This window comes from Natronospirillum sp. (assembly GCF_022565775.1).
In the GTDB taxonomy this organism is placed as follows: domain Bacteria; phylum Pseudomonadota; class Gammaproteobacteria; order Pseudomonadales; family Natronospirillaceae; genus Natronospirillum.
The window spans coordinates 1-4,787 of record NZ_JAIUMC010000149.1; the positions used below are offsets into that span (position 1 = coordinate 1).

Genomic DNA, 4,787 nt, shown 5'->3' on the forward strand with positions numbered 1-4,787 from the left:
GGCTCCAGACCGGTCAGCTCGAAATCAATGTTCCCTTCGCGATCCGGCCACGCCAGCGTCTGGGCAACTGGCTCGCTGCTGCCTTCCGCAATAGCCATCACATAGATCGAGCCAGGCTCACCCCATTGGTTGCCGCTCTCGTGATTGGCGGTGACCTCGATGGTGGTGACACTGCCATCGGACCAGTAGACCTCGATGTCCGCATGGTGCGAACCGCGCGCCAGTTCATCGCGATCGACCGACACCTCGTACACGCCGACACCGCTGCTGTCGACTTGCAGTGGCTCAACCTCGACCCAGTCACTGTTGGTTTCAATCAACTGCACCACATTGCTGCTTGACCGGCTGAAGCGCTCGAGCGTCAGCAACTGGTCATCTGAGCGGGAGTTGAAGTGTATCGACTCACGGTTAGCCCCATTCGCAGGCAGATTGATTTCAAGCTCCCCGTCTTTCAGTGCTTTGGCCGTGCGCATAGTGACCGACAGATCCAGCATGCCATGGCCGATCGCTATGTCGTAGCTGTGATCAGCCAGGGCCTGGGTCATATACCCGTTGGCAATCAGATAGTCGATCTCGGCCGGGGTCAGGGCAGGGTTGACACCTTTGAGCATGGCAATCGCGGCAGATACATGGGGAGCGGCCATACTTGTGCCGGTTTTCTCATCCACAAAGTTGGTGCTGGTACAGGTGCCCCCGGTGTTGCATCCACGCTCGGCACTCCACACGCCCCTGACCGCATGCGGATAATAGCCCCGCCACGGTGTGTGATGAGGCACGGCGCCGCCAGGGGCAATCAAATCCATCTGGTCCGTCATGGAAGAGAATGAGCTGGGCTGGCCAAGGAAATTAACCGAACCAACCGTGATGACGCCTTCAAGAGAAGCTGGATACAGACGCTGCACAGCGAAACCGTTTCCTGAAGCGGCTACCAGAGTCACGCCTGCCGCTCTCGCTCTTTGCACGGCCTCATCCACAACTCGACTGTAATCCGACGTACCGAGAGACAGGTTAATTACATCAGCTGGCTGTTCGGGTACAGTGCCGGAATCGTTTGGCAACCCGGCTGCATAAAGAATTCCCTGGGCAATGTCGTAGTTGTCTCCATGGTTGCGGCCAAGTACTCGGATGGCCATCAGGTCGATATTAACGCCTGCCCCATAGTTCAAATCATGTCGATTGACTGAGTTGTCCGTCGTGTACTGGCGCAACTGGTAGTCATCCTGACGGATCACAATGCCGGCCACATGGGTGCCGTGCAGATTGCCAGGCTGGCCCGGGTCTTCAGGATCACCATGGATGCCTTCTTGATGCTTCCCCGAGTTATTCGGATCGGAAACAAAGTCGAAGCTGTCGTTCAACAACAGCGCATCCTGGAAGTGATCGTGATCCGCCCAGATGCCGGTATCGAGCACGGCCACACGCGGCCGGCGCTCATACCCTATGTCATCCAGAATCCGCCAGGCATCCCAGGCCTGAATAACTTCCAGGTTCCACTGGCGACCGGTGTTTTCTGTAGGCGGGGTGTCCTGACCTTCATCCCGGCACCGTTCGCCCATGGTCCGATCATCGCCCTCTTCGGCCAGAGACACACATTCAGGCAGCATCCACTCGCGGTTTTCATCGTTCACCACCAGTGGCTTGTGCTTGATCAATGGCTCAACCCAGTCGTAATTCCCGCTGGCTCGCATGTCGTGGATGGCCTGAATGGTCCGGTTCTGTGCCAGCCGCTCCCGGTACTCATCCGGCAGACCGGCCTCATCAGACTCTGTTGAAGACTGAATGCGCGCCCGGCCTTGCAGCGTGGTTGAATCCCCACCACCGATACGAACCCGTTGCACGCCCGAAGCAGGCGCCCTGCCCCCGGAGCGCGCGCTGAGCGCACCAGTCGACCGCTCTGAGGCCTTGGCCACAATCTCGCCTGTCAACATGCCGCCTGCAGGAATGCCCAGCCCAAAGAACGGGTGGCGCGGGTCGTCGGTTTCCAATGACTCCTGCTCGTCCGGATCGTAGTAGACCGACATGTGAAAATCGTCGTGATTCAGATCATCACGTACAAACTCGACCTGGCGGTGAAGACCAGAGGTGAGGTGCTCGCCCTCGGTGTTGTCAAAAACACCAAGCAAGTGCCAGCCTTCATTCTCCACATAGATGGCACACAACTTGTCGTCAGATCGGATGGAGCAATTTTGGCGAGACAGCAATTGTTCATCTTCATTCAGCAAATCAATATCCGCTCTGTCAAAGATGATCCAGTCCCCAGCCTCGAAGTATGCCCAGAAGAAATCCGCAGCATTCCGGCCACCGACCATGCGATCATCCTGATTGGCGTGCGTATGTCGGCGTCCCATGTGCGTCAGCAGCAGTCCGGGCGCCGGAATCTCCCGTGCATTCGATCGGTTCTCCAGAAACTCGGCATGGGTCTCTCGATTAGGGATGTTGTGTGAGACGGTTACCGGCACATCCAGAGTAACGCGCCCCGAAACCGAACCCAGATCAGAGCCGTCCTCAACCGCAACGGTGAACGTTTCTACTTCACTGGTATTGCCCAGCACATCATGCGCCTGCACGGTCACCGTATATTGGCCTTCGCTCAGATAGCGGCGGTCAACATAGCCACCCTGGCTGCCAGTGCCATCACCCCAGTCAACTTCTACCCAGGTGTCGATGCCAGAGTCATTGATGACCTGTGTCTCGACCATGAACCGAAATGGTGTATGGCCTGCCGTGTCTGAGGTTCGCACTCTAATTTCCGGCGGTGACACCTCCGTCAGCGTTCTGGTGCTGGACGTGATCGCCTGCTCGGACTCGAGATCACGCTCATCGATGCCGTAAACAGCAACGCTCACATGGCCGGCAGAGGACCAGGGGATTTCGATAGAAGGCTCCGAGCTTTCATACTCGCGACCATCAGAGGTGACCCAGCGCCACGAGGCATTCTCAAAATCGGTCAACACATCTGACCAGGAGCTCTCGTTGACGGTGTAGGTCGCGGTAGTAGGTGCAAGCGTTGCGCCGAGCAGGTTGTTCGGATTTACGAAACTGGCTGAAACACTGCCCTGCAAAGTGGGCGGTGTGTTTTCAGTCCAGTTGTAGGACCCGGAGTATGCCTCTGAAGTCACACGCCCCTGATCTGCCTCGGTGACCTGCAGCTCCGCAGAGGCAAACGACAGGTTGGATGTGTTCTCTTGCGAAACAGCAACATCAGCAGTCGCTCGGAAACAGGCACCATGCAGCGTATCAGAGCGTCCGCACTCTGAAAGATCGACCGGAACCACACTCATCGGAATCTGGTTGCCGAGATCCGGCTGATCGACTACCGCGGTAACTTGGCGGCCAGACTGAGTATAGATGAGCCCTTCATACGACTTGTCGACCGGCAGCACTGTGCCCTCTGTGGACCACGACAGAGACTCCACGACGGGAGCATCTGGCTCAACGATCATGGCCGACCAGGTCGCTGTGGTCTGGCGACCATAGTGATCTTGCACCGTCACATGGAGGTCGAAAGGAAACATCCCATCGCCCCGCTCGAGATCTACAAACCCCTCCGGATTGACCGTATTCCCAGACCCGGAGGCTACAATGTTGTCACTCGCAGCAAAGTTGTACTCTGCCTCCCAAGAAACACTCACAGGGCCATCGGCGTCCACAAGGATGTCGACAGTCGGAACATAATCCGAGTAGAAGAGATAGGTTCCTGACGATTTTTGAAACGCCTCTTCGGACCACTCGAACGAGATGTCTGTATTCTGTGGTCCGATTGAAACAAGGCTGTAGTCTGCCACCTCCAGCCCATGGTAGTAGACGGCCAGATCTTGGCCATCCCCGGCGTCAGGACAGGTCATATTGAGCCGACGGCCGTCATCCAGCTCTGCACCAGACGCCACGTCCTGCCAGACCAACTCCCAGTGATTGATGCCATCACCAACATCCACAAGCTCTGCTGTTACCGTGGACCCTGGAGATTCACAGAATTGCGGGCCATCGATAGTTGCTGCCAGCAGTCCAGGCGGAAGTTCTGCTTCGAAATTGAGATCCAGTACTGCACTTGCAGGCTCATCGTCGATCGTGGCCGACAGAACAAGCTCCGCACCTGACGCGATGTCAGCACAAGACAATGAGACGGAGGCCCCCACCTCCACCTCTTCCGAATCCAATGACCAGGAAGGGGTTCGCACAAATGAATCCGACTCGTAGTCGAACCAATAGCTTTCTCCAGCCACGCAGGTTTCAGCAAGATCATGGACGATTTGAATCGACGTTCGATCCTCATCCGTCGAATTCTGATCTACGCTGGTGGAAGAATCATCATCACAAGCGGCCAAAAAAGTTAATGACAGCAACAGCAAAATACCAACATCAACTCGCATCATAACCCTTCCGATTAAAGACTCCGAAAAGAAAAGGATGGTACCGCCAATAGTTTCTCTATGGAAGAGTCAATAATATGACGTGCATTATGCTGGCCTCGGTCATCGCTTGGCGAGACATTAGTAATGCTAGTCACTCATTTCTATCGACTTCTCTTGAGTGGTAGTAGTGACCTATATGATGCTGTATTGAGCTAGCCTCTACTCTATGCTGGATGCTATAACTGAAAGGCTACTCGATCTAAAGGGTCAAAAAAATGTCAGGTCGAAGCACTCGGTAATCCCCTCATTTTTAACAGGGCAACAACAAGTAGAAGCACTAAGGAGCCTCTGAATTAATCGCCGATTCACGGTAAAATCTGACCATCGCCCATCAACACCGGAAGCCCTCATGGATCAGCTCAGTTTCTCGGATGC

1 protein-coding gene is annotated in these 4,787 nt (G+C 55.5%); it reads right to left on the reverse strand.

Features of this window, described 5'->3' with window-relative positions; translation table 11 throughout:
• Positions 1-4,373, reverse strand: a 4,373-nt coding sequence (locus tag LAT62_RS15970) for a S8 family serine peptidase (RefSeq protein ID WP_293386169.1), incomplete at its 3' end; no start/stop codon positions are given.
• Positions 4,374-4,787: the final 414 nt, after the last annotated feature.